At 58.4% G+C, this 25,031-nt stretch carries 25 protein-coding genes; 23 read left to right on the top strand and 2 right to left on the bottom strand.

Annotated features, from left to right (window positions below; all coding sequences use genetic code 11):
- Positions 1–93 precede the first annotated feature (93 nt).
- The 22 genes from lspA to nrdR all read left to right on the top strand — a co-directional run bounded on the left by lspA (position 94) and on the right by nrdR (position 22,339).
- Entirely contained in the window at positions 94–579 is a 486-nt protein-coding gene (gene lspA / locus P0G09_RS03475) for a signal peptidase II (RefSeq protein WP_097771174.1), read from the top strand.
- A gap of 3 nt (positions 580–582) precedes the next feature.
- Positions 583–1,527 (top strand): RluA family pseudouridine synthase, encoded by a 945-nt coding sequence (locus P0G09_RS03470; protein WP_275251935.1) that lies wholly within the window; start codon positions 583–585, stop codon positions 1,525–1,527.
- On the top strand, positions 1,524–2,360 hold the full coding sequence (locus P0G09_RS03465; protein WP_275251934.1) for an HAD hydrolase family protein: 837 nt from the start codon (positions 1,524–1,526) through the stop codon (positions 2,358–2,360). The genes P0G09_RS03470 and P0G09_RS03465 overlap by 4 nt, the downstream gene beginning before the upstream one ends.
- 71 nt (positions 2,361–2,431) lie before the next feature.
- Positions 2,432–2,782, top strand: a complete 351-nt coding sequence (locus P0G09_RS03460; protein ID WP_275251933.1) for a helix-hairpin-helix domain-containing protein — start codon at positions 2,432–2,434, stop codon at positions 2,780–2,782.
- A 48-nt stretch (positions 2,783–2,830) separates the two neighbouring features.
- A complete protein-coding gene (gene ppk1, locus P0G09_RS03455; RefSeq protein WP_275251932.1) occupies positions 2,831–5,152 on the top strand; it encodes a polyphosphate kinase 1 in 2,322 nt (773 codons plus the stop codon).
- Positions 5,153–5,249: 97 nt separating this feature from the next.
- Positions 5,250–5,813: a M23 family metallopeptidase gene (locus P0G09_RS03450; RefSeq protein ID WP_275251931.1), complete on the top strand. Its 564-nt coding sequence runs from the start codon at positions 5,250–5,252 to the stop codon at positions 5,811–5,813.
- Complete coding sequence (locus P0G09_RS03445; RefSeq protein ID WP_275251930.1) at positions 5,810–6,295, top strand: peptidase; 486 nt, start codon at positions 5,810–5,812, stop codon at positions 6,293–6,295. Before P0G09_RS03450 ends, P0G09_RS03445 begins: the two co-directional genes overlap by 4 nt.
- A 40-nt stretch (positions 6,296–6,335) precedes the next feature.
- Positions 6,336–8,198, top strand: coding sequence for a TIGR03960 family B12-binding radical SAM protein (locus tag P0G09_RS03440; protein ID WP_097771167.1), 1,863 nt, complete (start codon positions 6,336–6,338; stop codon positions 8,196–8,198).
- Entirely contained in the window at positions 8,173–8,817 is a 645-nt protein-coding gene (locus tag P0G09_RS03435; RefSeq protein WP_275251929.1) for a TIGR03936 family radical SAM-associated protein, read from the top strand. The genes P0G09_RS03440 and P0G09_RS03435 overlap by 26 nt, the downstream gene beginning before the upstream one ends.
- Before the next feature lie 215 nt (positions 8,818–9,032).
- A complete protein-coding gene (gene rplS / locus P0G09_RS03430; protein WP_035394456.1) occupies positions 9,033–9,374 on the top strand; it encodes a 50S ribosomal protein L19 in 342 nt (113 codons plus the stop codon).
- Between the two features lie 92 nt (positions 9,375–9,466).
- On the top strand, positions 9,467–10,018 hold the full coding sequence (lepB, locus tag P0G09_RS03425; protein ID WP_097771940.1) for a signal peptidase I: 552 nt from the start codon (positions 9,467–9,469) through the stop codon (positions 10,016–10,018).
- Positions 10,015–10,935, top strand: a complete 921-nt coding sequence (gene ylqF / locus P0G09_RS03420; protein WP_275251928.1) for a ribosome biogenesis GTPase YlqF — start codon at positions 10,015–10,017, stop codon at positions 10,933–10,935. Before lepB ends, ylqF begins: the two co-directional genes overlap by 4 nt.
- Positions 10,932–11,576 (top strand): ribonuclease HII, encoded by a 645-nt coding sequence (gene rnhB, locus P0G09_RS03415; RefSeq protein WP_156061097.1) that lies wholly within the window; start codon positions 10,932–10,934, stop codon positions 11,574–11,576. Before ylqF ends, rnhB begins: the two co-directional genes overlap by 4 nt.
- Positions 11,576–11,938, top strand: a complete 363-nt coding sequence (locus tag P0G09_RS03410; protein ID WP_275251927.1) for a YraN family protein — start codon at positions 11,576–11,578, stop codon at positions 11,936–11,938. The genes rnhB and P0G09_RS03410 overlap by 1 nt, the downstream gene beginning before the upstream one ends.
- A 98-nt stretch (positions 11,939–12,036) precedes the next feature.
- Positions 12,037–13,497 carry a threonine synthase gene (gene thrC / locus P0G09_RS03405; protein ID WP_275251926.1) on the top strand — a complete coding sequence of 487 codons (1,461 nt, stop codon included), beginning with the start codon at positions 12,037–12,039 and terminating at the stop codon, positions 13,495–13,497.
- A 37-nt stretch (positions 13,498–13,534) separates the two neighbouring features.
- The gene (locus tag P0G09_RS03400) at positions 13,535–14,218 is read left to right on the top strand and encodes a metallophosphoesterase (protein ID WP_097771161.1); all 684 of its coding nucleotides are present in this window, start codon (positions 13,535–13,537) and stop codon (positions 14,216–14,218) included.
- 223 nt (positions 14,219–14,441) lie between these two features.
- Positions 14,442–15,758 (top strand): trigger factor, encoded by a 1,317-nt coding sequence (tig, locus tag P0G09_RS03395; RefSeq protein ID WP_005934342.1) that lies wholly within the window; start codon positions 14,442–14,444, stop codon positions 15,756–15,758.
- Between the two features lie 153 nt (positions 15,759–15,911).
- Positions 15,912–16,508, top strand: coding sequence for an ATP-dependent Clp endopeptidase proteolytic subunit ClpP (gene clpP / locus P0G09_RS03390; RefSeq protein WP_098922298.1), 597 nt, complete (start codon positions 15,912–15,914; stop codon positions 16,506–16,508).
- 59 nt (positions 16,509–16,567) lie between these two features.
- Positions 16,568–17,887, top strand: a complete 1,320-nt coding sequence (gene clpX / locus P0G09_RS03385) for an ATP-dependent Clp protease ATP-binding subunit ClpX (protein WP_097771158.1) — start codon at positions 16,568–16,570, stop codon at positions 17,885–17,887.
- Positions 17,888–18,106: 219 nt separating this feature from the next.
- Positions 18,107–19,390 (top strand): aminotransferase class I/II-fold pyridoxal phosphate-dependent enzyme, encoded by a 1,284-nt coding sequence (locus tag P0G09_RS03380; protein WP_275251925.1) that lies wholly within the window; start codon positions 18,107–18,109, stop codon positions 19,388–19,390.
- 87 nt (positions 19,391–19,477) lie between these two features.
- The gene (gene secF / locus P0G09_RS03375; RefSeq protein WP_275251924.1) at positions 19,478–21,823 is read left to right on the top strand and encodes a protein translocase subunit SecF; all 2,346 of its coding nucleotides are present in this window, start codon (positions 19,478–19,480) and stop codon (positions 21,821–21,823) included.
- Between the two features lie 48 nt (positions 21,824–21,871).
- Positions 21,872–22,339, top strand: a complete 468-nt coding sequence (gene nrdR / locus P0G09_RS03370) for a transcriptional regulator NrdR (RefSeq protein ID WP_005934334.1) — start codon at positions 21,872–21,874, stop codon at positions 22,337–22,339.
- Positions 22,340–22,437: 98 nt separating this feature from the next.
- On the opposite strand, the gene P0G09_RS03365 is transcribed toward nrdR, so the two are convergent.
- Both P0G09_RS03365 and P0G09_RS03360 read right to left on the bottom strand, forming a co-directional pair.
- Positions 22,438–22,806, bottom strand: a complete 369-nt coding sequence (locus P0G09_RS03365; protein WP_005934332.1) for a DUF4363 family protein — start codon at positions 22,804–22,806, stop codon at positions 22,438–22,440.
- On the bottom strand, positions 22,803–23,510 hold the full coding sequence (locus P0G09_RS03360) for a DUF421 domain-containing protein (protein WP_097771948.1): 708 nt from the start codon (positions 23,508–23,510) through the stop codon (positions 22,803–22,805). The genes P0G09_RS03365 and P0G09_RS03360 overlap by 4 nt, the downstream gene beginning before the upstream one ends.
- Positions 23,511–23,576: 66 nt before the next feature.
- On the opposite strand from P0G09_RS03360, the gene P0G09_RS03355 reads away from it, so the two are divergent.
- A complete protein-coding gene (locus P0G09_RS03355; protein ID WP_275251923.1) occupies positions 23,577–25,031 on the top strand; it encodes a spore germination protein in 1,455 nt (484 codons plus the stop codon).

The following is a 25,031-nucleotide window of genomic DNA, read 5'->3' as shown; positions in this document are numbered from 1 at the left end:
GAAATAAACGCTGCGGCGCTCCTTTCGAGCAGGGAGCGCCGCTTTTTGGTATCAGAACACAGGCGGCAGCATGCCGCCGTTGGGAGTATTTTTATGGCATTTGTGATCTTCAATCTGCTGTGCGTTGCGGCGCTGGTCGGCCTCGATCAGGCCATCAAGTTCTGGGCTGTCAGCGCTTTGCAGCCGGTGGGCGCAATGCCGCTGATCCCCCATGTGGTGGAGCTGCGGTTCGTGCTCAATCAGGGCATGGCATTCAGCCTGCTCAGCGGCAAGCAGCTGTTTTTGATCGTTGCAACCAGCGCAGCGCTGCTGTTGGTTGCTTATTGGCTGTTCTTCCGCAGCCGGAACAACCGTCTGCAGCAGGCCGCACTCATCCTGGTGCTGGGCGGCGGCATCGGCAACCTGATCGATCGTGTGCTGAACGGCGAGGTGGTGGATTACATCAACCTGCTGTTCATGCGGTTCGCAGTGTTCAATTTTGCAGATATCTGTGTCTGCGTTGGTGTGGCGCTTTGGGTGCTGGTCATTTTCCTGGAGGAGCTGCACGAGGATACGAAAAAGGGCCCGAAGGAGCAGTAAGCCATGGAGCAGCGTGAATACATCGTAGAAGCCGAGGGCGCAGGCCAGCGCATCGACCGCTTTCTGAGCGGCGAGGACACCGGCCTTTCCCGCAGTGCCCTGCAGGGCCTAGTGGCGGAGGGCCATGTGCTCTGCAACGGCAAGGCCCCGGCCAAGAGCCTGAAGCTCAAGGCAGGGGATATCATCCTGCTGGAGATCCCCGACGCAAAGCCCATCGAGGCTGTGCCGCAGGAGATCCCGCTGGACATCATCTATGAGGATGCACACCTTCTGGTGGTCAACAAGCCCAAAGGGATGGTCGTCCACCCGGCTCCCGGCAACCCGGACGGCACCCTGGTCAACGCTCTGCTCTGGCACTGCAAGGGCAGCCTTTCCGGCATTGGCGGCGAGATCCGGCCCGGCATCGTCCACCGCATCGATAAGGACACCAGCGGTCTGCTGGTGGTGGCAAAGGATGATGTAACCCACATCGGCCTTTCCCAGCAGATGGCAGTGCACAGCGTGGAGCGGGCCTACAATACCATCGTCTATGGCGGCTTTGCTCAGGATGAGGGTTTTGTGGAGAGCAACCTGGGCCGCAGCAAGACCGACCGCAAGAAGATGGCGGTCTATCCGGCCAGTGAGCCCCACACAAAGTACGCCTATACCGGCTACAAGGTGCTGGAACGGCTGGGCGAGTTCACGATGCTGGAGTGCCGCCTGAAAACGGGCCGTACCCACCAGATCCGCGTTCACATGGCTTCCATCCACCACCCGGTGGCGGGCGACCCGGTGTACGGCCCCCACAACTGCATCACCAGCCTGCATGGGCAGTGCCTGCATGCAAAAACGCTGGGGTTTATTCACCCCATCACGGGGGAACACCTGCGGTTCGATTCTGAGCTGCCGGATTACTTCACCCGCTTCTTGACCACGCTCCGTCAGCGCACAGGAGGAAATACCCTATGAAAGAGACGACCATTGACCAGACCTTAGTCCTCTGTGATCTGGACAGCCTGCTGCTGGATGCCGCAGGCAACCTGCCCCAGCTCCAGCGGGACGTGCTGCAGCTTTTTGCCAGCAGGGGCGGCAGGCTGACCGTTTTCTCTCAGCGCTCGCCCCGGGCGGTCCGCTTTCTGTTGGGCGGGGTGCGGCTCAGTGCGCCCGCGCTGGTCTGCGGCGGCACACTGGCCTACAACTTTTCGGAGGGCTCCGGCACCGCGCTGTGCAGCTTTGAGGGGATGGAGGAGTCTGTCCTGAAGATGCTGCCCTCCCTGTCCGGCGTGGGCATTGCCCTGCAGATGCGCGATGGCTCCACCCGTGCTGTGCGGATGAGCGAGGGGCTGGTGTTCCACCTCAAGCAGGAGTGGACTCCCTTTGTGCTGAGCAACGCCGCAGATGTCAAGGGCGAGGACGTTCTGCGCATCCTTTTCTATCAGGACAAAAAGCAGATGCCCATTCTGCCCACGCTGCAAAAGGCGCTGGGGGACGCGGCAGCCTTCCTGCATGCGGAGCGCCTTGCACCGGATACGCTGGTGCTTACCCCGGGCCTTGTCTCAGGCAGTGCCATGCTCAACGCCGTCTGCCCTCCCTCCGGCTATGCTGCCGAGCAGCTGACGGTGCTGGCCGGCTGCACTCAGATGCTCGACCTTGTCCATCTGGCGGGGGAGAGCGTTGTGCCTGCGGATGCCGCACCTGAACTGCGTCTTGCCGCCAACCGGATGACCCTGACCGACCACGATGCCGGTGCAGCGGCAGAGCTTTTGTACGGCATGGTGCGCCGTGCGGAAACTTCTGCGTAAAATCATTGTAAAGCTCTCTGCAAATTCTCCGCAGAGGGCTTTCTTTTTCAGAGAAAGTCGGGTACAATGGAATGAAGAAAGCCAGTCTCACAAAAACAGAACAGAGATTTCTGTGGACAGCGGCCCTTGTTTGCGCGGTGTGCGTTGCGCTGGCGTTTGGGTTTGCCGTTCCGCGGCAGACAGGGCCGGGCCGTGCAGCCGGGAGTGAAACACCGCTCATCCAGCTGGCGCGGGTCGATCTGAACACCGCCGGGCAGGACGCTCTCTGCACCCTGCCGGGAGTAGGGGAGCAGCGCGCCCGGGCCATCATCGAATACCGGGAGCAGTACGGGCGCTTTGCTGCGGTGGAAGAGGCCGCCGCCGTGCCCGGCCTGACAGAAGCGGTGGTGGCTGAGTGGGATGGACTTGCTTATGTGAGCTGAAGCGCTGCGGCGAAAGCCGCAGGTCAGGGAAAAAGGGAGTAAACTACTATGAAAGAGGATACGATCTTCATCAACCGTGAACTCAGCTGGCTGGACTTTAACCGCCGTGTGCTGGTGCTGGGCAAGGACAAGAATGTCCCGCTGGCGGAGCAGGTGAAATTCCTTGCCATTTATGGCTCCAATCTGGATGAATTTTTCATGGTGCGTGTGGGCTCCCTGCAGGAGCGCGCCAACCTTGCACGCAGTCAGAAGGACAAAGACAAGCGTGAGAACAAGACCAACATGACGGCCGAGGAACAGCTGAACGCCATCATGCCCAAAGTTGCCCATCTGCAGGAGGACTGCGATAAATACTACGAGAAAGCGCTGGAAAATCTGGATGCCTGCGGCTATAAAAAGGTAAACTTTGATGCGATGGATAAGGAACAGGAGCGTTTCTGGAAAAAATACTTCCAGAACGAGCTGTTCCCCATCCTCAGCCCGCAGATCGTGGACAACCGCCACCCGTTCCCGTTCCTGCGCAATAAGGAAATCTACCTTGGCGCTCTGCTCAAGGAGAAAGAGGGCCAGAGCCTTGGCATGATCCCTATCTCCAGCCAGATGGAGCGGCTGATCCTGGTGCGCCGGGAGGGCAAGACCGAGTTTGCCCTGACCGAGGAACTGGTGCTGCATTACGCGTCCCTTATCTTCGGCAAGGATGCCGTACAGGAAAAATGCCTGTTCCGCGTCACCCGCAACGCCGACATTGATGTAAAAGAGGGCATGATGGACCATGATATCGATTACCGCGAGATCATGGCCGACCTGCTCAAGCGCCGCCGCAAGCTGGCCGCTGTCCGCCTGCAGGTGACCCCCACGGCCCCGCAGGAGATCCTTCGTCTCCTCTGCGACAAATTAGAGTTGAGCCATAAGCGGGTATTTGCCCAGAAGAGCCCACTGGATTTGAGCTTCTTCTACAAGCTCACCGGTAAAATGGAGGCCGAGGGCAACCCGGAGCTGTTCTATCCCTCGGCCCGGCCCATGCTGCCACCCCAGGATTATGACCTTGCCGCCGAGGTAGAAAAACACGATGTCCTGCTCAGTTATCCGTATCAGTCCATCCGTCCCTTCATCGCGATGCTGAAAAAGGCTGCGCGGGATCCGGAGGTCATCTCCATCAAGATGACCCTTTACCGGATGGCGCGGGAATCCCAGATCGTGCAGGCCCTGATCGAAGCCGCTGAAAACGGCAAGGAAGTGGTGGCTCTGGTGGAGCTGCGTGCCCGCTTTGACGAGCAGAACAACATCGACTGGTCAAAGCAGCTGGAAGAGGCTGGCTGTACTATCCTCTATGGCTTTGATGATTACAAGGTGCACTCCAAGCTGACCCTCATCACCAAGAAGGGCCCGCAGGGCTACAGCTACATCACCCAGATCGGCACCGGCAACTACAACGAAAAGACCAGCGAGCTCTATACCGATTATTCGTTCATCACGGCAGATCTGGGCATCGGTGAGGAAGCCTCCAACGTGTTCCAGAACCTTGCCGTGCAGAAGCTGACGGAGACCACCGAGAAGATGCTGGTGGCTCCTCTGCGCTTCAAGAGCGTGCTGCTGGACGAGATGGATCGGGTCATCAATGCCGCCAAGCTGGGCCGCCCGGCATCCATGATCCTGAAAAACAACTCCATCTCGGATCGGGATATCATCCTGAAGCTCGAAGAAGCCAGCTGTGCGGGGGTTCGCATCGATATGATCGTGCGCGGCATCTGCTGTGTCCGCGCCGAGGTGCCGGGCAAGACCGAGAACCTGCATATCCGCAGTCTGGTGGGCCGCTACCTTGAGCATGGCCGCATCTACAGCTTCTACGATGGCGTGACCACCCGCATCTATATCGCCTCTGGCGATTTCCTCACCCGCAACACCGAGTGCCGCGTGGAGGTGGGTGTCCGGGTGGAGGACCCTGTCCTCATCCAGAAGCTGAGCGATATCCTGCAGCTGCAGCTGCGGGATAACGTCAATGCCCGGGAGATGCGGGCAGACGGCAGCTATCAGAAGGTGAAAGCAGCCCCCGGTGAGCCCCTTGTCAACGGCCAGATGGACATGTACGATCTGCTCCGGGATGACTGGCTCGCCCGGGATACCGCTTCTGCGGCAGAACCGGAGCAGCCTGAAATAAAGGCACCGGAACGGCCGTCTGAGCCCGAAACGAGACCGGAGCCGGTTCAGGTGGCGGAGCAGCCCGCAGAACCAGCAAAACAGCCTGCCACGGTGAAAGCAGCACCTGCTCCGGCTGTGCAGAGCGCACCCGCTCCGCATGCTGTTGATCGCGCGGAACGGCACGGCCACCCCAGCCTCTTCCAGCGGCTCCATGACTGGCTCCGCCGGTAAATACGGAATGAGCACCCTCTGGGAAATCTCCCAGGGGGTGTTTTGGTTCTCAGTGATCTTCCTCCTGCATACACTTTCCAGAACGGAGGACGAAAAGATGCAGGCAAAACATGGACGAGCAGGGAAACACAATCGATATCAATGGGCGGCGGTGCTGACTCTGACGGTGCTGCTGATCATTCTGCTGGCGGGCAGGGTGCTCCCGGTCTGTGCGGGCAAAAATATCCCGGCGGGAGCCAGCCTGAAACAGGCAAAGCCGGGGCAAATTTTCTGCTTCCCGCTGGAAACGGCGGCGTGGCGTGTCTCTGACCCTTATGGCTGGCGGAAGGATCCCTTTACCGGGGAAAAAGCCTTCCACCGGGGCGTGGACCTTGCCTGCGAGGAGGGCACACCGGTCCTTGCGGCACTGGACGGCGTGGTGACTGCCGCCCGGCGTGGAACCGCTTACGGCAACTATGTCCGGCTGGCCCATGGGGACGGGCAGGAAACGCTCTATGCCCACATGCAGTATCTCTATGTCCGGGCCGGGGAGGTGGTTGCAGCGGGCCAGCGGCTGGGCACTGCCGGACAGACGGGCCGTGCCACCGGGGCACACCTGCACTTTGAATTTCTGACAGGCGGCATCCGGTATGATCCTTCTGCCGCACTGAGCCTGCCATGATGCGGCATCGATTCCGGTATGGGCCGCTTGTGTTCCGGGACCCACTGCTGCTCTGCGGGACGCTGTACGTTCTGCTCTATTTCGATGCAAGCGGGTTTCTGCGGCTGGGGCTGCTGGCAGCATTCCTGCATGAGTGGGGGCACATCGGGGTGTATCTTGCCCTGTTTGGGCAGTTTCCGGTCATTGAAGTCACCTTTACCGGCTTTTGTATGCGCACCCGGGGCAGGGAAATGACCCTGTGGCAGACCGCTCTCCTTGCCGCGGCAGGCCCTGCGGTGAATTTGGTGCTGGCCGGGCTCTGGATGCTTCGGCTGGAACAGCGGGCCACCATCCGGGCCGGTGCCTTTCTGGCGGCCAACCTCCTGACCGGGGCCTTCAACCTCCTGCCCATCCCGCCGCTGGATGGGGCACAGCTGGCGGCGTGCGGATGGTGGTGCCTCCAAAACAATGATTGCATTTCCCGGCAGAATCGGGTACAATAAAATGAATGAAGTAAAACTGTTCTGTCAATGGAGGAACTTGATGTTTGATCCCAAGCTGAAAGAAGCGCTGGGCCGGGTGCAGAAGCCGGGCCGTTACACCGGCGGCGAACCGGGCAGCGTGTATAAAGACAAAGAAAAGGTGGATGTCCGGTTTGCATTCTGCTTCCCGGATACCTACGAGGTGGGAATGTCCTTCCTCGGTGAGAAGATCCTGTACGAGCTGCTCAACAGCCACGAGAACTGGTGGTGTGAGCGGGCCTTTATGCCCTGGCTGGATATGAAGGCTGAGATGGAGCGGCTGGACCTGCCCCTGTACACCATGGAAAGCAAGGACCCCCTGACCGATTTTGACGCGGTGGGCTTTACCCTGCAGTACGAGCTTTCCTACACCAACATTCTGGCCATGCTCGATCTGGCTCACATTCCGTTCTACGCAAAGGACCGCGACGAGCACTGGCCCCTGATCGTGGCGGGCGGCCCCTGCGCCTGCAACTCGGAGCCCATTGCGGATTTCTTTGATGTCATCCAGCTGGGTGAGGGTGAGAACCAGCTGCCTTCCATCTGCGCCGAGATCGAGCGCGCCAAGAAAGAGGGCAGCGTCTCCAAAAAGGAGCTGCTGCGCCGCATTGCAAAGATCCCCGGGGTCTATATCCCTGCCTTCTACGATGTGACCTACTTTGAGGACGGCCGGGTCAAAGCCATTACCCCCAACGAGCCGGGCATCCCGGCGGTCATCACCAAGGCCATCATCAAGGATCTGAACGAGTTTGCCCCGCCAACGAACTTTGTTGTGCCCATGGTGGGAGCTATCCAGGATCGTGCCAGCATTGAGGTGCTGCGCGGCTGTGTGCGCGGCTGCCGGTTTTGCCAGGCGGGCTTCCTGTACCGCCCCATGCGCCAGCGGGATGCCAGCCTGCTGAATAAGGCGGCACAGGATCTGTGTGCCAACACCGGCTATGAGGAGCTGAGCCTGTCCAGCCTGTCCACCTCCGACCACGGCCAGCTGGAAGAACTGCTGGATGATCTGAATGAGTGGGCCCCCAAGGAGCACGTCAGCCTCTCGCTGCCCTCCCTGCGGATGGACAACTTCTCCCAGAGTCTGATCGAAAAGACTACAAAGGTGCGTAAGAGCGGCCTGACCTTTGCGGCCGAGGCCGGTACCCAGCGCCTGCGGGACGTCATCAACAAGAATGTTACCTGGGACGAGATCGAAAAGACCTGCTCACTGGCCTTTGCCAACGGCTATTCCTCGGTCAAACTCTACTTTATGATGGGTCTGCCTACCGAGACGATGGAGGACATCGAGGGCATTGCCGAGACCGCCCAGAAGGTGGTAGATCTCTATTACTCCAACCCCAGGCACGCCAAGGGCAGGGGTGTGCAGGTGACCATCAGCTGTGCCTGCTTTGTGCCCAAGCCCCATACGCCTTTCCAGTTCGTGCCCATGGACACGGAGGAAAGCCTGCAGGCCAAGCAGAAGCACCTGCTGGAGAGCGTCCACAGCCGCAAGATCAAGGTGAACTACCACGACAGCACCACCAGTTTTCTGGAGGGCGTGTTCGCCAAGGGCGACCGCCGTCTGGCTCCTGTTATTCTGGAAGCCTACAAGCGGGGCTGTTACTTTGACGGCTGGGAAGAGTGCTTCAAGTATGATACCTGGATGCAGGTGTTTGAGGATCTGGGCATTGATCCCAAGTTCTACTGCCAGCGTCCCATTGGGCTGGACGAGGTGACCCCGTGGAGCCATATGGACTACGGTGTGACCCACGAATATCTGGTGCGGGAGTACAACAAGGCCCTTGCCGCCCAGACCACCCAGCCCTGCAACCGCGCCTGCCATGGCTGCGGTGCCAATCATCTGTTAGGAGGTCCCTGCTTTGATTACAGTCAGAATCTCGTTTGAGAAAAAGAATGAGGCCTCCTATATCTCCCTGCTGGATCTGCAGCGGGTGATGCAGCGGGTGCTCAAGCGCAGCGGCCTGCCTGTGTGGCATACGCTGGGCTTCAACCCCCACATCTACATGACCTTTGCCTGCCCGCTTTCGCTGGGGCAGGAGAGCGAGTGTGAGTGCGTGGATGTCAAGACCGAGGCTGAGAACCCGGATTTTGCCCAGTGGCAGACCGAACTGAACGCCATCATGCCCACCGGCATCCGCATCACCCATGTGGGCCCGGTGCAGATGAAGGCTGACCTCATCGCCTTTGCCTGCTACCAGATCATCTACCCGGCGGCGGCAGCGGCTGTGCTGGAACAGTATAACGCGCTGGAAAGCGCCCCGGTGGAAAAGCACAGCAAAAAGGGCAAAAAGATCGTGGAGCTCAAGGATCACATCCCGCAGGTGGAATATACCACCGCAGGGGATCGTGTCTGCATGGAGCTCTGCCTGCCTGCCGCACAGGAGCTGAACCTGAATCCCTCGCTGCTCACCGGCTTTCTGGAAGAAAAGTTCGGTCTGCCTGCCGCCAGCGCAGGCATCCTGCGCAAGCGCTTCCTGACGGCGGATCGGCAGCTCTTTGCCTGATTTCCCGGGCAAAGAATGCCTTTTGGGCAGAACAGAAAATTTTTGGGATTATTTTGGGCAAATCGCTTGATTTTACGGGCGTTTTGTGCTATCCTATTAGGGCGTTAGTGTCCGCTGATACCACAGCGGGGTTAATGACAATATCATTAAACGGGCGGTCCTCTGACGGCAAAGTGCCGTGCATGAACGTCTAAAAACAAATGGAGGATTCAAAAATGGACGCACTGAAGATTATTTCTGAAGGCAGCATCAAGGCTGAGAAGCCCCAGTTCAACGTTGGCGATACCGTTCGCGTTGATGTTCGCATCAAGGAAGGCGAGCGTGAGCGTATCCAGGCTTTCGAGGGCACCGTTATTGCTAAGAAGCACGGCGGCGTTGCAGAGACCTTTACCGTTCGCCGCGTTTCCTACGGTGTCGGCGTTGAGCGTGTCTTCCCCATCAACAGCCCCTTCGTTGAGAAGGTCACCGTTGTCCGCAAGGGCAAGGTCCGCCGCGCCAAGCTGTTCTATCTGCGTGGTCGTACCGGCAAGGCTGCTAAGGTCAAGAGCGATATTTGATGATCCCCGCGTAAAACCGGGAGAAAAGGGACAACTTGTTGTCCCTTTTTTCTTTATTCCGGGCCAGACAAGATTGTGAGGTGCATCGGGAAATGGAAAAGCATGCTTCAACACAGGAAACTGTGCGCGGACAGAATGTGTTTGAGTGGTACGAGGCGCTGATCTCCGCCGCACTGGTGCTGGTGCTGGTATTCTCGCTGTTCTTCCGCATCATTCAGGTGGACGGCGAATCCATGGTGCCCACCTTGCAGAACGGCGATAAGCTGATCGTCTGGGGCGCAGGCTACGAGCCCCAGCGGGGCGATGTGGTCATCGTGGACAGCTACACGGCCTACGGTAAGCCGCTGGTCAAGCGTGTCATTGCCAAAGGCGGCGATGTGGTGAACATTGATTATCAGGCGGGCACGGTCTCGGTGAACGGGGAAGTGCTGCAGGAAGCATATATCGCTGAACCGACCTATCTTGGCTATGACGTAACATTCCCGTACACGGTGCCGGAGGGCACGGTGTTTGTGATGGGCGATAACCGCAATGCCTCGCTGGACAGCCGCTCGTCCTATGTGGGCTGCATCGATGAACGCGATATTCTGGGCAAAGTGCTGCTCTGCTTTTTGCCCTTTTCGGATTTTGGGGTGGTAAAATGAACAACGATACCCGCTTTGCAAATCAATATAACATCCAATGGTTCCCAGGCCACATGACCAAGACCCTGCGGATGATGGAGACGGAGATCCAGCATGTGGATGCCAGTCTGGTGCTGCTGGATGCCCGCATCCCGCTTTCCAGCCTGAACCCCGAGGTGGAGCGCATTACGGCCCGCAAGCCCAAGCTCTATGTGCTGAACAAGGCAGATCTGGCCGATCCTGCTGTGACAGAGGAGTGGATCAGATACTTCCACGCCGCCGATGCAGGCTGTGTGGCCATCAGCGCCAAGCAGAAGGGCGGTGCCAAGGCGGTGCAGACCGCCATTGAAAAGGAGCTGGCCTCGCTGCTGGAGCGCCGCCAGAACCGTGGTATGGGTGGTGCCAAAACTCAGGTGATGCTCTGCGGCATCCCCAACGTGGGCAAATCCACCTTCATCAACACCTTTGCAGGTTCTGCCCGTGCCAAGGCGGCCGACCGCCCCGGCGTGACCAAGGGCAAGCAGTGGGTCAGCACCGAAAAGTTTGACCTGCTGGATATGCCCGGCGTGCTCTGGAAAAAGTTTGATTCCAAGACCATTGCTTCTAATCTGGCCTTCATCGGCTCCATCAAGGATGATATCCTGGATGTGGAAGAACTGGCCATGAATCTGCTGGATGAGGTGCGCCGCAATTACCCCGATCTCGTGGCCCAGCGCTACAAACTGGATGCAGAGACGCTGGCTCTGCCGCCCTACGAACTGCTGGAGGCCATCGGCCGCAAGCGCGGTCTGCTGGTGCGCGGCGGCGAGGTGAACACCGAACGCTGTGCCATCATGCTGGTGGACGAGTTCCGCGCCTGCAAGTGGGGCCGCATCTCTCTGGAGCGCCCGCCCCAGCGGGATGATCTGGCAGACTTTACCAAGGAGGACGACGAATGAAACGGCGTTCTGACGAGGAGATCTCTGCCCCTCTGTACGAGTATGATGCCGCCATCCGTGCGCAGTACGGTTTTTTTGCCGGTGTGGATGAAGCGGGCCGCGGCCCGTTGTGCGGCCCGGTCGTTGTGGCGGCCTGTATCCTTGACCCGGAGAAGCCAGTGTACGGCATCAACGACTCCAAGAAGCTGACCGAGAAAAAACGGGAAGCCCTCTTTGATGAGATCCTTGACAAGGCGCTGGCCTATAAGATCGTCTTTGTAGGCCCGGAGATCATCGACCGGGATAATATCCTGAACGCCACCATGAGCGGCATGAAGCAGGCTGCGGAAGGGCTGGACATTGTGCCGAATCTTGTGCTGGTGGACGGCAACCGTGTCCCGGCTGCGCTGGAAATCCCCGCCCAGCCGGTGGTCAAGGGCGATGCCACCAGCGCCAGCATCGGCGCGGCATCGATCCTGGCAAAGGTCAGCCGTGACCGCTATATGATGGAGCTGGACAAGCAGTACCCGCAGTATCAGCTGGCAAAACACAAAGGTTACCCGACCAAGCTCCATTATGAACTGATCGAGCAGTACGGGATCCAGCCCTTCTACCGCCGCAGTTTCCTGAAAAAGCAGGGCTATTGGCCGGAGGGCAAGTGATGGATCGGGCCGAGACCGGCCGCACCGGCGAGGCTGTGGCCGCGCGGTATTACCAGAAGCAGGGATGTGAGCTGGTGGCCCACAACTACCACACCCAGATGGGGGAAATCGACCTCATCCTGCGGGAGCCGGACGGCACACTGGTGCTCTGTGAGGTCAAGACCCGCAGCCCCGACCCGCTGGCCGCGCCTGCTGCAGCCGTGACCCCTGCCAAGCAGCGCAGGCTCATCCGCACCGCGGAATATTATCTCCAGCACACCGGACAGAGTGATGAACCGGTTCGTTTTGACGTTGCCGAAGTGACCCCTCTTGACAGCGGGCGCTGGATGGTACATATTATAAAGGGTGCATTTACCGCGTAATGCGGGGTGCATTGGTGGGAAAAGGCAGAAAACGGCTTTTGCCGCTGCCGCAAACATGGGGCCAATGCGGGCCCCGCTGGCAAAAAGGAGCGACGACAATGCAGTTTTTCAGCACGAGAGATCATAACCGCGTGGTAAGTGCCTCTCGGGCCATTGCACAGGGCCTGTCGGATGAGGGCGGTCTGTTTGTTCCGCAGAGCTTCCCGCAGGTGGATGTCAAGGCAATCTGTGCGCTGGATTACCCCGAGATGGCTGCTGCCATCGTGGGGCAGTATCTGACCGATTATTCGCAGGAGTTCCTGCAGGAGGCCGCCAAGGCCACCTATGGTGCGGCCTTTGGCGGAAAGGCGGGCTATCTGGCCCCTGTTTCGGATGAGGTGTACTCTCTGGAACTGTGGCACGGCCCGACCTGCGCCTTCAAGGATTACGCCCTGCAGTTGATGCCGAAGCTGCTGGTGGAGGCAAAGAAAAATCTTGACCGCACCGAGAAAACATTGATCCTGGTGGCGACCAGCGGCGATACCGGCAAGGCCGCGCTGGATGGCTACCACGATATCCCGGGTGTGGAGATCGCGGTGTTCTTCCCCACGGGCGGCACCAGTGAGATCCAGCGCCTGCAGATGGTGACCCAGGAAGGCGAAAATGTGGCGGTCTACGCTGTGCGCGGCAACTTCGATGATGCCCAGACCGGCGTGAAGAAGGTCTTTGGCGACCCGGCCATTGCTGCCGAGCTGGCAAAGCGGAACATCCGCCTGTCCAGTGCAAACTCCATCAACTGGGGCCGTCTGGTGCCGCAGATCGTTTACTACTTTGCCGCCTACGCCCAGCTGCTCAAGGCAGGGAAGGTGCGCTTTGGTGACAAGGTGGACTTTTGTGTGCCTACAGGCAATTTTGGCGATATTCTGGCGGGCTACTATGCAAAGCAGATGGGCCTGCCGGTGGGCCGACTGATCTGCGCTTCCAATGAGAACAACGTCCTGACCGATTTCCTGACCACCGGTACTTATACTGCCAAGCGGGAATTCTTCAAGACCACTTCTCCCAGCATGGATATTCTGGTGTCCTCTAACCTGGAGCGCCTGCTCTATCACGTCACCGGCAGCGATGCCGAGGTGGCGAGCCTGATGAAGAGCCTGTCCGAAACCGGCAGCTATACCGTCCGGCCCGAGACGCTGGCCGCCATTCAGGAAAGCTTTGGCTGCGGCTGGAGCAGCGAGGAAGAGGTGGCAGGGGAGATCCGTGCCCGCTATGAGCAGGATGGCTATCTCTGCGATACCCACACCGCTGTGGCCTTCCATGTGGCGGGCTGTCACAAGCGCGAGGGTGTGCCCATGGTGGTGCTGTCCACTGCCTCCCCCTACAAGTTCCCCCGCAGCGTGCTGGAGGCTCTGGGTCACACTGCCCCGCAGAACGACTTTGAGGCCATGCAGGAGCTGGAAGCAGCCACCGGCCGCACTGCACCCGCAAGCCTTGCTGCCCTGCGGCAGAAGGCCGAGCGGTTCAATACCGTCATCGACCCGGAGCAGATCGCGCAGGTGGCGCTGAGCTATCAGGAATAAACCTTGTCCTGCCGGACTTAGAACAGGAGAAAAATGAATGGCACTTTATGTGCTTGGCGATACCCATCTTTCACTGGGCGCTTCCAAACCCATGGATGTTTTTCCGGGGTGGAACGGCTATGTGGAGCGGTTGGAGCGCAACTGGCGCAAACTGATCAAACCCGAGGACACCATCGTGCTGGCGGGGGATATCAGCTGGGCCATGCGCCTGAACGATACGCGCAGGGATTTTGCGTTTTTACAGGAGCTTCCCGGCCAGAAGCTGATCATGAAGGGAAACCACGATTACTGGTGGACCACGGCCAACAAGATGAACGCCTACCTCAAGGCTGAGGGCTTTGACACCCTGCACATCCTGCACAACAACTCCTACTCTGTGGAGGGGTATGCGCTGTGCGGCACCCGGGGCTGGCTGTTCGATGTGGGAGAACCCCACGATGAAAAAGTGATGAACCGCGAGATCGGGCGCTTAAAAATGAGCCTGGATGCTGCGGAACCGGGGTTGGAGAAGCTGGTGTTCCTGCATTACCCGCCGGTCTACACCGGCACCAGTGCCCCTGAGATCGTGGCCACCCTGAAGGCCTACGGCATCACCCGCTGTTACTACGGCCACCTGCACGGAAACGCCATCCGGTACGCGGTGCAGGGCGATGTGGACGGCATCCGGTATAAGCTTGTCAGTGCCGATGGCCTGCGTTTCTGCCCCTACCGCATCAATTAAAGGCGGGAAGTGTGGGCAAAAAGAACAAAAAGTCAAAATTTGGTCTGGCAATTGTGTCTGGAACGTGCTATAATAAGTTTTGACGCGATTGTTGCACCCAATTGAGCGCGCGCGTCCCCGCATTTCGCAAACAGAAGATACAGGACGCGGTGCGCGGTTGCAGGAGACAGGGAAGAAAACCTGTCCCCAACGCAATAGAATTTTTGAGTGGAGGATACACAAAATGAATTTCATCAAGTGCGAAAAGCTCGAGAAGAGCATGGCAGAGCTGCAGTTCTCCATCGACGCTGAGGCCTTTAAGGGCGCAGTGGCCGATGTCTTCAAGAAGGAGGGCAAGAAGTACTCCGTGCCCGGCTTCCGCAAGGGCAAGGCTCCCCGTTCTCTGATCGAGAAGATGTACGGCGCTGATGTCTTTACCTATGATGCCATCAATGAGCTGTTCCCCGCTGCTTACGAGGCAGCTGTGAAGGAAGCCGGCATCGAGCCTGTTGGCCGTCCCGAGGTTTCTGTGGATGCTGCCAGCGAGACCGAGGGCGTGACCCTGACCGTCAAGGTCGCTGTGATGCCCGAAGTCAAGGTCGGCAACTACAACGGTCTGACCGTTGAGAAGACTGTCCATACTGTTACCGACGAGGCCGTCGATGCAGAGCTGAAGCGCGTGCAGGAGCGCAACGCCCGTGAGCTGACCCGCGAGGGTGCTGCTGAGAATGGCGATATCGCTGATATCGACTTCGAGGGCTTTGTGGACGGTGTCGCTTTTGAGGGCGGCAAGGCTGAGCACTACAACCTGACCCTGGGCAGCGGCTCCTTCATCCCTGGCTTCGAGGATCAGATTGTTGGCCACTCCGCCGGTGAGGAGTTCGACGTGAACGTCACCTTCCCCGAGGAGTATCAGGCTGCTGAGTTGGCTGGCAAGGCTGCTGTCTTTAAGATCAAGCTGCACGAGGTCAAGTACAAGGAGTTGCCCGCTCTGGATGACGAGCTGGCTAAGGACTGCTCCGAGTACGACACTCTGGAAGAGTTCAAGGAGTCCATCCGCAAGAACAACCAGGAGCAGCTGGACAAGCAGGATGACCTGGCTGTTGAGAACGCTCTGGTCGATCAGGTCATCGAGAGCATGGAGGCTGAGATCCCCCAGGCTATGTACGATACCCGTATGGACGAGATGGTCAATGACTTCGCCTTCCGTGTGGAGCAGCAGGGTCTGCGCCTGGAAGACTACCTGAAGTATATGGGCCAGACCATGGATCAGTTCCGTGCTTCCTTCATGCCTCAGGCTGAGAAGCAGGTCAAGATCCGCCTGGCTCTGGAGGCTGTTGCCGCTGCTGAGAACATCGAGGCTTCCGAGGAGGATGTCTCCGCTGAGATCAAGCGCATCGCTGACCAGTACAAGATGGAAGAGGACAAGGTCCGTGAGCTGGTCAACGTTGACGACCTGAAGAAGGATCTGGCAATCAACAAGGCCATCGACTTCATCAAGAGCCACGCCAACATCGTAGAGAAGGCCGCTGAGGCTGAAAAGACCGAGGACGCTGAATAATCCAGCTGCCAAGGCCGCAATTTGCAGGAAACGCTGTTTGAAGCGTACCCTGTAAATAAAGGTTGTTAAAATTGACCGATACGGCCCTGTTTCTTTTGCCGTATCGGTCAATTTTGCAAATAGAATCATTTTTCGTATCAGGAGGCGAACTTTATGAGTTTTGTTCCTTACGTTGTCGAACAGTCGGCACATGGTGAGCGTTCCTATGATATCTTCTCCCGTCTGCTGAATGACCGTATCATCGTTCTGAGCGAGGATGTCAACGACACCTCCGCAAGCCTTGTGGTGGCGCAGCTGCTGTACCTGGAAGGGCAGGACCCGGACAAGGATATCAGCCTGTATATCAACAGCCCCGGCGGCTCCATCAGCGCGGGCATGGCTATTCACGATACCATGCAGTATATCAAGTGTGATGTCTCCACCATCTGCATGGGCATGGCCGCTTCCATGGGTGCCTTCCTGCTGGCAAGCGGCACCAAGGGCAAGCGCTTTGCCCTGCCTAACTCCGAGATCCTGATCCATCAGCCGCTGATCGGCGGTCAGGGTGGCGGCCTTTCCGGCCAGACCACCGATATCAAGATCCACGCCGAGCATATGGTGTATATCCGCGATAAGATGAACCACATGCTCAGCGAATACACCGGCCAGCCGCTGGAGAAGATCCAGCTGGACACCGAGCGCGACAACTATATGACCGCGCTGGAAGCCAAGGAATACGGCCTGATCGATGAGGTCATCGCCCACCGCTGAAACTGAAAGGCGCGGGGGAGAGCCCCGCGCGCAAAGACCCAGAATAAGGAATAACAGTTATGGCAAACAACAATTCCGGCAAAAATGAAAAAGACCTGGTGTGCAGCTTCTGCGGCAAGCATCAGGACGAAGTGGAACGGATGATCATCGGCCCCGGTGTCAACATCTGCAGTGAGTGCATCGGCCTGTGCCATGATCTGCTCTCGGATCAGCCGGAGCACCCGGAAGCAAACGGCCGCCCGGGCCGCGGCGCAAGCCGTACCCGGATGCAGGCTGTGGATGGTCTGGATATCAATATCCTGACCCCGGCTGAGATCAAGAACGGGCTGGACCAGTATGTCATTGGTCAGGACGAGGCCAAGCGTGTGCTGGCGGTCTCCGTTTACAACCATTATAAGCGCATCCTGAGCGGCAAAGGTGCGGATGTGGAACTGCAGAAGTCCAACGTTCTGCTGCTGGGCCCTTCCGGTGTCGGCAAGACTCTGCTGGCTCAGACCCTGGCCAAGATGCTGGGGGTGCCCTTCGCCATTGCGGATGCCACTACCCTGACCGAGGCCGGCTATGTGGGTGAGGATGTGGAGAACATCCTGCTCAAGCTGCTTCAGGCGGCGGATTTTGATGTGCAGAAGGCACAGGTGGGTATCATCTACATTGATGAGATCGACAAGATCACCCGCAAGAGCGAGAATCCCTCCATCACCCGTGATGTGGGCGGCGAGGGTGTGCAGCAGGCGCTGCTGAAGATCCTGGAGGGCACCGTGAGCAACGTGCCGCCCAACGGCGGCCGTAAGCACCCCCAGCAGGAGTTCATCCAGATCGATACCACCAACATCCTGTTCATCTGCGGCGGTGCCTTTGATGGCCTGGATAAATACATCCTGCGCCGCACTGATCGCTCTGCACTGGGCTTCGGCAGCAGCCTGAAGGACAACTCCGAGGATGCCCAGCGTGCCCTGCTGCGCAAGGTGGAGCCTCACGATCTGGTCAAGTTTGGCCTGATCCCCGAGTTGATCGGCCGTCTGCCGGTCATCACTGTGCTGGACGATCTGGACGAGGACGCACTGGTGCGCGTGCTCAAGGAGCCCCGCAACAGCCTGGTCAAGCAGTACAAGGAACTGCTGAGCATGGACAGTGTAGAGCTGGAGTTCACCGACGAGGCCCTCCACGCGATCGCCCGCAAGACCATTGAGCGCAAGACCGGTGCCCGCGGTCTGCGCAGCGTCATGGAAGGCATCCTGCTGCCTGTCATGTATGATGTGCCCAATGACCCCACCATCATCCGTGTCACCATCGACAAGGACACCGTGGAGGGCGGCGAGGCCCATCTGGAATACGGCGCTGTGCGCAAACGGTATAAGAACCAGACCGCCCTGAGCTGATATCTGCACTCTGCAGACAGCAGGGAAGGGATGCCCTGCCAAATGCTTCGGCTTTGGCGGGGCTTTTTTTGCAATTTGCTTGTTTCGCGCCCGGAGTTGCGGTATAATATTAAAAGTCTGGATGACTGTGGTGGGAGAACTCTCTGGCAGGAACTCCTGAAACACCCGGCATCGGATACTGTGGGAAATTGGAAGTACGATAAAGGAGTGTGTTTATCAATGGCAAACTATCTTGAGATGAATCGTGAGGAGCTCACTGCCGAAAAGGCAAAGCTGAATGAGCAGTACAAAAAGTTTCTGGCCATGAACCTGAAGCTGAACATGGCCCGTGGCAAGCCCGGCCCTCACCAGATGGATCTGGCAATGGGTCTGCTGCAGATGAACGATTATACCACCGACGCAGGCACCGATGCCCGCAACTATGGTGATCTTGAGGGCCTGCACGAGGCTCGCGTCCTGTTTGCGGATGTGTTCGGTGTCAAGCCAGAGGAAGTGTTCGTGGGCGGCAACTCCAGCCTGCAGCTGATGTACAACCTCATCAACATTGGCTATGTGTTCGGCTTCCCTGAGTCTCCCTGCCCCTGGTCTCAGGTGGAAAAGCGCAAGTTTCTCTGCCCGGTGCCCGGCTATGACCGCCACTTTGCCATCACTGAGGAGTATGGCTTTGAGCTGATCAGCGTGCCCATGACCCCCAATGGCCCCGATATGGACATTGTGGAGAAGCTGGTGGCCGAGGATGACACCATCAAGGGCATCTGGTGCGTGCCCCAGTATTCCAACCCGGATGGTTATACTTACAGCGATGAGACCATTGACCGGATGGCCAAGATGAAGACCGCTGCTCCTGATTTCAAGATCTTCTGGGATGAGGCTTACATCGTCCACCACCTGACCGAGGAGATCATCGAGACCCCTGTTCTGTTGAACGAGAGCAAGAAGTACGGCACGGAGAACCGTGTGTTCATGTTCACCTCCACCAGCAAGATCACCTTCCCTGGTGCAGGTGTTTCCGCCATTGCATGCAGCGTGGACTCCATGAAGTATATCTGCAAGCGCTTCTCCGTGATGATCATCAGCTATGATAAGATGAACCAGCTGCGCCATGTCCGCTTCCTGAAGAACAAAGAGGGTGTGCTGGCCCACATGGCAAAACACCGCCGCCGCCTGATCCCCTGCTTTGATGCGGTCAAGACGGCCTTTTCCGAGGAGCTGACCCCCTGCGGCGACATCGCTCACTGGACGAACCCCAAGGGCGGTTACTTCATCAGCCTGTACGTTATGCCCGGCTGCGCCAAGCGTGTGGCCCAGCTGTGCAAGGAGTGCGGTCTGACCCTGACCGGTGCCGGTTCCGCCTATCCCTACCACAAGGACCCGCAGGATTCTCACCTGCGTATCGCGCCCACCTATCCCAGCCTGGACGAGGTGGAGACCGCATCTGATCTGCTCTGCGTCTGCGTAAAGCTGGCAGTCGTCGAAAAGCTGCTGGCCGAAAAGGCAGAGTAAGCGTTTTATTCTGCAAAAAATCTCCTCCGTGCAGAGGTTTTTCTGCGCGGCGGAGGTTTATTATATTTTGGAGGTTTCCTGTTTTTTATGAAGACGAAAGGCAAAGCATGGCAGCTTGTTGTCACAGTGCTCCTGATCGCCGCGTTTGTCTACACGGCATTCTTTGGTGTGGCAGTCAAGTACGGTGATGTGACCAAGACCTACATCAAGGGAGCGCAGGATATCCGCTTTGGCGTGGATATCAAGGGCGGTGTCAACGTAACGTTTGCCCCCTCGGACAACTACGATGCCACCGATGATCAGCTGGACGCTGCCCAGCTGGTTATCGAGAATCGTCTGGTCGGCCTGAACGTGACCGACTACGAGCTGTATGTGGATTATGACTCCGACCGCCTGATCCTGGAGTTTCCGTGGCAGTCCGGCGAGACCGATTTTGACCCCGAAGCCGCCATTGAAGAGATCGGCAGCACCGCCTACCTGACCTTCCGCAAGGGGAGCAGTGCAGACGGTGAACTGATCCTGGACGGCTCCATGGTTGAGAGCGCCGCTGCTCAGTACGGCCCGGTGAGCGGCAGTACATCCGAATATTATGTGGCCCTCAAGTTCAACGACGAGGGTGCCAAGGCCTTTGGGGATGCCACCACGGAGCTCTACCAGAGCAGTGGAACCATCAGCATCTGGCTGGATGATCAGAACGTGAGCACCGCAACGGTCAATGCGGCCATTACCGATGGTGCCGCCATCATCACCAGTTCCGCGTCCAATCCCTTCACGCAGGAGGACGTGGTCAAGATGGCCCGCCAGATCAATTCCGGTGCACTGCCTTTTGCCCTGACTGTGGACAGCTATTCCACCGTCAGCCCCAGCCTGGGCGAGAACAGCCTGAGCGCCATGGTGCTGGCCGGACTCATTGCCTATGCCCTCATCGTGGTGCTGATGACTCTGCTGTATCGTCTGCCCGGCTTCCTGGCCTGCATTGCACTGGCCGGTCAGGTGGCGGCAACGTTGGCTTTCGTCTCCGGCTATTTCCCGGTGTTTGAGAGCTTTACCCTGACTCTGCCCGGCATCGCAGGTATCATCCTGGCCATTGGTATGGGCGTGGATGCCAACGTCATCACCGCCGAACGCATCAAGGAGGAGCTGAACAACGGCAAATCTCTGGATGGCGCGCTCAAGAGCGGCTTTGCCCGCGGCCTGACCCCTATCATTGATGGCAACGTGACCATCGTCATTGTGGCGATCGTGCTGATGGGTGCCTTCGGCCCCTCGGACGGCCTGTTCGCCAAGGCCCTGCACTTCGTGTTCTTCGCCTTTGGGCCCTCCACCGCAGGCACTATCTACGCCTTTGGCTACACGCTGCTGACCGGCGTTCTGCTGAACTTTGTGTTCGGCGTGTTTGCCACCCGTATGATGATCCGCGGTGCAGCTTCCATCAAGGCCCTGCGGAATCCCTGGCTCTATGGTGCTGTCAAGCCCGGCAAGGAAGTCAAGGAAAAGAAGCCCATCGACTTTGTGGGCCTGCGCAAGCGCTTCCTGACCATCTCCACCTGCCTGATGGCGGCAATCATCCTGTGTGCTGCAGTGTTCGGTGTCCGGCTGGATACGGAGTTTACGGGCGGTGCCATGATCACCCTGAGCTATCAAGGTGAGATCAGCACCTCCGAAGTTCAGAAGACCGCCTCCACCGCACTGGAAAACAATGGCCTGACCCTGCAGACCGGCGAGAATGTCGCCACCGGGGAGCAGACCCTGAAGATTTCCATGCCCGGCAACGAGACCGTGACCACCGATCAGGTGGAGAATCTGCTGACCTCCCTGAACGAACAGTACCCGGACAATGCCTTTGCCCAGCTGTCCCTGAGCAATGTCAGCGCTGCCATGGGCACCAAGTTCCTGCAGAAGAGTCTGGTGGCTGTGGTGTTCTCCCTGCTGCTCATCCTGCTGTATATCGGCTTCCGTTTCAAGAAGATCGGCGGCCTGACCGGCGGCCTGATGGCTGTGCTGGCCCTGTTGAACGACCTGATGGTGGTGTTTGGCACCTTTGTGCTGCTGCGCACCCCGCTGGATGGCAACTTTATTGCCGCCATGCTGACCATTCTGGGCTACTCGATCAACGATACGGTTGTGGTCTATGACCGCATCCGCGAGAACCGTGCCCTGATGGGGAAAAAGACCCCGTTCGAGGAGCTGGTCAACCACTCGGTCAACCAGTCTGCCCGCCGTACCATCATTACTACGGTGACCACTGTAATGGCACTGGGTGTGATGTGCGTGGTCTCCAAGCTGTACGGTCTGGACAGCATCTTTACCTTTGCCTTCCCGCTGATGATGGGTATGCTGAGCGGCGTGTATACCTCGCTCTGTGTTTCCACCTCCGCCTGGGTGCTGTGGAACGACCGCAAGAGCAAAAAGGCTGAAACCAAAAAAGCCTGACCGTGTTTTGCCCGACAGGCCAAGAACCAACATCAGGAGGAACGATTTATGAAATGTCCCTATTGCGGCGATGAGGAATCCAAGGTCATCGATTCCCGCCCGACCGAAGACGGTGAGCGGATCCGCCGCCGCCGTGAGTGTCTGCGCTGCCGCATGCGGTTTACGACCTATGAAGTGGTGGAGACCGTCCCGCTGATCGTCATCAAAAAGGATAACTCCCGTGAGCCTTTTGATCGTCAGAAGCTGCTCAACGCAATGCTGCGGGCCTGCGCCAAGCGCCCGGTGAGCTACGATGCACTGGAACGGGCTGTCAGCAGCATTGAGCAAAGCCTGATGAGCTCCTATGACCGCGAGGTATCCAGTGTACGCATTGGTGAACTGACCATGCAGGAGCTGAAAAAGATCGATGAAGTGGCCTATGTCCGCTTTGCTTCGGTTTACCAGCAGTTTGCCGATGTCGAGAGCTTTTTCACGGAGCTGAAAAAGCTGATGGGCGACCGCAAAGAGAAAAACTAAGGTTCCAGCGTTAAAAGCCAGACTTTTTCGTGAACTTCACGAGAAAGCCTGGCTTTTTGTTGTGCTCACCTCAACTGTTCAGCTCAGTACAAATACCCTCAAAGAATACGATGAGAGAGCCAGGCCAGGGTCTCTACCTGAACCTGCGCCCGGCGCAGTTCCCCGAAGGCTTCCTCAGGTGCATTCAGTTCCAGATGGCCATCGGCGGCGCGCAGGGCGGCTTCCAGCTCCGTGAAATCCTGCGTGCGGAGCAGGTGGTTCATGCCCTCCCGCATGGTGTCGCAGAGCTCGGCTCCTTCGGCCAGTGCCTGCCGCGCACCGGTCAGATCGCTGTTCCGGATATCCTCCATGGCGGTGTCGATGTCATCGGAGATATCCTCGGCGAATTGCTGCACCCGGAAGCTGCTGTAAAAGGCTGCCGCCAGCAGCAGGACTACGATGCCAATGCAGACATAAATACGTTTCATGCCGCACCCCCTTGCCGGAGCCCCGCCGTTTGACGAGGCTCCTTTTTCAGCAGAAAATAATCCTCGGTATCGTTGCCCGCCAGGATCAGGATCTCCTCCAGAAGCAGGCTGTTGGCCTGTGCGGTGCGTTCCAGCCAGGCAGCATCCTTGCCGCAGGTGGTCAGGTTTTCGGCAAGCACCTGACCATCCAGCACAAAGGGAATGGTGGCCTGTGCCCGCTGTACCCTTGCCCCAAGGTCGGCGAGGGTGGCCGGTTCCTTTTCCGGGCGCAGAGCCACCGAGAGACTGCCGTTGGTCTCCACGACCGCATAGGAGACATCTCGGGGGTCGAACACATCTTTGCCGCGCAGCGCCTCCATCAGATCGGCGGCAGTCAGCCGCAGGGTGCGCAGGGCGTTCTGATCGATCTCACCGTTCAGGATGACCGTTTTGGGCCGCCCGGACATCAGGTTAAAAAAGCGCTGGCTTCTGAAACTGAGAATCGATCCCAGAAGCTCCAGCGCCGCAATGAGAAAGAGGGGGATCAGGCTGGCTGTGACCGGTACTTCTTCAGATTCAATGGAGATGGAAGCCAGATTGGAGATGAGGATGGTGGATACCAGTTCCTCAGGCTGTAGTTCCCCCAGCTGACGTTTGCCCATCAGCCGCATGGCAAACAGGACGCAGAGATAGATCAGGATGGTACGGAAAATCAAGAGTTTCAAACCGGAACACCTCCCAGCGTATAACCGCCGCCCCGGCGGACAAGCTACCAGAAAGGGGGCGGCAAAATGGAACAGCTTTCCAGCCATCTGGCGGCAAATCTTGCGGAGCTCAACGCTAGGTTTGGCCGATCGGCAGATTTTTATGCGAAGGAGCTTGAGCTTTACCACTGCAAAGGAGCTATCGTTCTGTTTGATGGAATGGCCAGCCTGAAAGGGCTGTGGCAGCTGCTGCTGGATGCCGCCAGCCGCCGCACACCGCCCGGCCCGGCAGAACAGCTGACCGGGGAACAGGTGTTTGTACTGTTGTTTGAGCACTCCGCACTGCCCGCAGAGCCTGCCCCTGTGGAGAACTGGGATACCCTGATCCGGCGGCTGACGGCGGGCATGGCAGTGCTATTGCTGGACGGATGCGCAAAAGGCATCGCCTTTTCGGTGCAGAGCCTGAACGCCCGCTCGGTGGATGAACCGGCAGGGGAGGGAAATCTCCGCGGCTCCCGGGAAGGCTTTGCGGATCTGCTCCGGGTGAATACCAGCCTGCTGCGGCGGTGCTTCCGCAATGATGCTCTGGTCATTGAGATCGGTCAAGCCGATTGTGAGATGAAAACGGAGTATGCTCTCTGTTACTGCCGGGATACGGCAGACCCAAAAGCGGTGCAAAAGGTGCGGCAGACCTTGCAGCGGGCCAGGCCGCAGCTGCTTTTGGATTCCGGCTACTTTGTGCCATGGCTCTTTCCCTGTAAGATCCGCACCTTTGCTCCTGTGCGCTATACCGAACGGCCTATTGTGGCAGCGGCAAAGCTGCAGGAGGGGAAATTCGTCATTCTGGTCAATGGCAGCCCCTCAGCGCTGATCCTGCCCACCCTGTTCTGCGAAAACTTTGAATGCCTGGATGACTATGCAGGAACGGCCTATTTTGCATCCTTTCTGCGGGTGCTGAAATATATCTCGTTCTACCTGAGCATTTTCCTACCGGGCGTGTTCGTTTGCTGGGCGGTCTACCTGCCAGAACTCCTGCCGCCCCAGCTGCTGTTCAAAATCGAGGCCGCCGAGCAGGCTACGCCGCTGCCGTTGTTCGGAGAAATGCTGCTGGTGATCCTGATGCTGGAAATCATCCGGGAGGCTGGCCTGCGGATGCCCCAGACCCTGGGGCACTCCGTCAGCCTGATCGCGGCCCTCATCATCGGGGATGCCGCCATTGCCGCCGGACTGATGAGCACACCGGTCATCCTGACCGCCGCTGCTGCGTCCATTGCGGTGTTCGTCACGCCCTCGCTGTATGAGGTGGCAACTGTTCTGCGGCTGGTGGTGCTGCTGGCAGCAGGGGTGGCTGGCCCGGTGGGACTTGCCGCCTGCGCACTGGGCGTGTTATTCGGGCTGACCCGGGTCTCGGCGCTGGGTGTGCCCTACCTGCGGGATGTCATCTTCCCTGAAGTGTCGCTCTCGCCGGACGGTGTGACCCGGCGCAGCTACCCAAAACTTTCCCGGCGGCCCTTTACCATTTGGCAAAAACGAGGTGGTTGA

The sequence above is a fragment of the Faecalibacterium sp. DFI.5.82 genome (assembly GCF_029076575.1).
Taxonomy (GTDB): Bacteria; Bacillota; Clostridia; order Oscillospirales; family Ruminococcaceae; genus Faecalibacterium; species Faecalibacterium duncaniae.
Note: the sequence above shows the minus strand (reverse complement) of the source record. Positions and strands in the feature narration are given on the sequence as shown.